Source organism: Pseudomonas sp. P7758, assembly GCF_013386485.1.
Classification (GTDB): Bacteria; Pseudomonadota; Gammaproteobacteria; order Pseudomonadales; family Pseudomonadaceae; genus Aquipseudomonas.
In genome coordinates, this window is record NZ_JACARS010000214.1 from 1 (window position 1) to 3,439 (window position 3,439).

At 63.3% G+C, this 3,439-nt stretch carries 3 protein-coding genes and 1 pseudogene; all 4 read left to right on the plus strand.

Translation table 11 applies throughout. The features are described from left to right. A pseudogene (locus HX873_RS30685) lies at nucleotides 1-270 on the plus strand (ABC transporter ATP-binding protein); the annotation flags it as partial. Further along, nucleotides 267-992, plus strand: a complete 726-nt coding sequence (locus HX873_RS30690) for an urea amidolyase associated protein UAAP1 (RefSeq protein WP_177123716.1) — start codon at nucleotides 267-269, stop codon at nucleotides 990-992. The pseudogene HX873_RS30685 and the gene HX873_RS30690, both read left to right, overlap by 4 nt. 9 nt (nucleotides 993-1,001) lie before the next feature. Beyond that, complete coding sequence (locus HX873_RS30695) at nucleotides 1,002-1,634, plus strand: urea amidolyase associated protein UAAP2 (protein WP_177123718.1); 633 nt, start codon at nucleotides 1,002-1,004, stop codon at nucleotides 1,632-1,634. A 248-nt stretch (nucleotides 1,635-1,882) separates the two neighbouring features. Next, on the plus strand, nucleotides 1,883-3,439 hold a 1,557-nt coding region (locus HX873_RS30700; RefSeq protein WP_177123720.1), incomplete at its 3' end, for a biotin carboxylase N-terminal domain-containing protein.

Genomic DNA, 3,439 nt, shown 5'->3' on the forward strand with positions numbered 1-3,439 from the left:
GAACCCTTCGGCGCCCTCGACCCGGGCATTCGCAAAGACATGCACCTGCTGTTGCTGGAGCTGTGGCGCGAAACCAGGCTGACGGTGTTCATGGTCACCCACGACCTCAGCGAAGGCTTCAGCCTCGGCACCCGCTTGCTGGTGTTCGACAAGGTGCGCCTCGACCCCCACGCCCCCGGCGCCTACGGCGCCCGCATCACCTACGACATCCCTTTGAACAGCGAGCGCCGCAAGGCGATCGCCGCCGAACTTGGAGCCACTTCCAAATGACCGACTCAACTCAATTGTTCCCACCTTTCGCCGAGGAAATGCTCCCCGGCGGCGGCCACCGTTCCTTTGTGCTCAAGCGCGGCCAACTGCTGCGCCTCACCGACATTCGCGGCGGCGCCAACGTCAGTTTGACCCTGCTCAATGCCAATGAAAAAACCGAGCGCCTGAACCTGCCCGACAGCCTCAAATGCCAACACACCGCCAAGCTCACCAACGGCCATTGCCTGTACTCGGACATGGGCCGCGTGCTGGCTGCCATCACCGCCGACACCTGCGGCTGGAGTGACAGCATCGGCGGCGTGTCATGCGCCTCCGAGGTCGCGGAAAAATATGGCAAAGGCCGCTATCAAGAGCTGCGCAACGGCTTCTACCGCAACGGCACCGACAACCTGCTGGCGGAACTGGGCAAGTGGGGCCTGGGGCTGTCCGACCTGCTGATGACCCTCAACCTGTTCAGCAAAGTCACGGTAGATGAAGCTGGCAGCCTGCACTTTGTCCCCGGTCACTCCAAGGCCGGCGACTACATCGAACTCTACGCACCGATGGACACACTGGTGGTGCTCACCGCGCTGCAACATCCCATGGACCCCAACCCCGAGTACGCGCCGCAGCCGCTGAAACTCAGCTGGATGAACGCCGACCCAAGCGTCGCCGAACACTGCCGTACCTCGCGCCCGGAAAACGAGCGCGGCTTTATCAACACCGACCGTCTGTTCGCCTGAGGACCTGCCATGTCTATCGCACTCGCCAAACAACCGGACGCGGCCCTGTACCGCGCGACCATTCCCGCCGGCGAACCCTGGCTGATGGAAGTCAAGGCCGGCCAGACCCTGCGCATCCTCGACCTTGAGGGCAACCAGGCGGTCGACACGCTGTTCTACAGCCTGAAAAACCCCAGGGAACGCTACGACGTGCAGCGCACCCTGCGTCGGCAAAACAGCGTGTACCTGAGCACCGGCAGCGTGCTGTATTCCAACCTCGGCCAGCCGATGCTGACCATCGTCGACGACACCTGCGGACGCCACGACACCCTTGGCGGCGCCTGCGCCCAAGAGAGCAACACCGTGCGCTACGCCCTGGAAAAACGCTACATGCACAGCTGCCGTGACAACTATCTGCGGGCCTGTGCCCACGATGGCCGGCTGGGTAAAAGCGACATCGGGCCGAACATCAATTTCTTCATGAACGTGCCGGTGACCGCCGATGGCGGGTTGACCTTCGAGGACGGGATTTCCGCCCCCGGCAAGTACGTCGACCTGCGGGCCGAGATGGACGTGATCGTACTGATCTCCAACTGCCCGCAACTGAACAACCCGTGCAACGGCTACAACCCAACCCCTGCGGAGTTACTGGTATGGAACTGAAGATCAAGCGGTTGCGCCAGTGGTTGTTCGCCCTGTGCCAGGCTCGCGCCGGGCAGTGCCTCCGAAAACGCTGAAGATCACCTGTGGGAGCGAGATTGTGTGGGAGCGGGCTTNNGCAAGCCCGCTCCCACACTCCACCTCCCACACTGACTGCATGCGCTGCGGACGACCGTAGCGCCACCCACATTTGCGGGACGGCCCGCATCCCAGGACAAGGCCGAGCACTCATCGGCCTGCGGGGTTTTGCCATGTTCGAAAAACTGTTGATCGCCAACCGTGGCGCCATCGCCTGCCGCATCCTGCGCACCTTGCGTGAGCTTTCGGTCAAGGGCGTGGCGGTGTATTCCGAAGCCGATGCCGCGAGCCTGCATATCCAGCAAGCGGATGAGGCCTACAGCCTGGGCGAAGGCGCGGCGGCCGGCACCTATTTGTCGGTGGAGAAAATCCTCGCCACGGCCAAGGCCTGTGGCGCCACCGCGATTCATCCCGGCTATGGCTTTCTATCGGAAAACGCCGCCTTCGCCGAAGCCTGCGAAACAGCAGGCATCGCCTTCGTCGGCCCGACGCCGGAACAGCTGCGGGTATTCGGCCTCAAGCACACCGCGCGCGCGTTGGCCAGGCAGCACAACATCCCGCTGCTGGAAGGCACCGAGCTGCTCAACAGCCTCGACGCCGCACTACTGGCCGGGGAAACCGTGGGCTATCCGATCATGCTTAAAAGCACCGCCGGTGGTGGCGGGATCGGCATGCGCGTGTGCCACAGCGCCGATGAATTGCGCGACTGTTTCGAGGCGGTGAAACGCTTGGGCCAGAACAATTTCAGCGATGCCGGTGTGTTTATCGAGAAGTACATCCAGCACGCCCGGCACCTGGAAGTGCAGGTGTTTGGTGACGGCTGCGGCGAGGTCATCGCCCTCGGCGTGCGCGACTGTTCGGTGCAGCGGCGCAACCAGAAAGTGCTTGAAGAAACCCCGGCGCCGAACCTGCCCGACGGCATGGCGGATGAGCTGTGCCGTGCCGCCATCACCCTGGCCAAGGCAGTGGATTACCGCAGCGCCGGCACCGTGGAATTTATCTTTGATAGCGCCGATGGCCGCTTCTATTTTCTGGAAGTGAACACCCGGTTGCAGGTGGAGCATGGCGTCACCGAGCAAGTGTGGGGCGTGGACCTGGTGCGCTGGATGGTGCAATTGGCCGCCGGGGAAATGCCGCCATTGCGGGAACTGCAACTGAAGCCTCACGGCCACGCGATTCAGGCACGCCTGTACGCCGAAGATCCGGGCCGGGAGTTTCAGCCAAGCCCGGGGCTTTTGACGTATGTGGACTTCCCGGTCGCTGAAGGCCTGCGCATCGACACGTGGGTGGAGGCCGGTTGCGAGATTCCGCCCTACTTCGACCCGATGATCGCCAAGCTCATCACCTGGGCGCCGACCCGCGAACAGGCACGCCTGGATTTGCATCAAGCCCTGAGCAACAGCCAACTGTACGGCGTGGAAACCAACCGCGATTATCTGCGCCAGATTCTGCTCGCTACACCGTTCGCCAGTGGCCATCCGTGGACGCGCTGCCTTGAAGATTTGGTGTACCACGCCAACACGTTTGAAGTGCTCAGCGCCGGCACGCAAACCAGTGTGCAGGACTATCCGGGGCGCCTCGGTTACTGGGCCGTAGGCGTGCCGCCGTCGGGGCCGATGGACAGTCGCGCGCTGCGCCTGGGCAATCGCCTGCTGGGCAATGCCGAGGGCACCGCTGCGCTGGAAATCACCATGAGCGGGCCGTTGCTGCGCTTCCATTGTGCGGCGGTG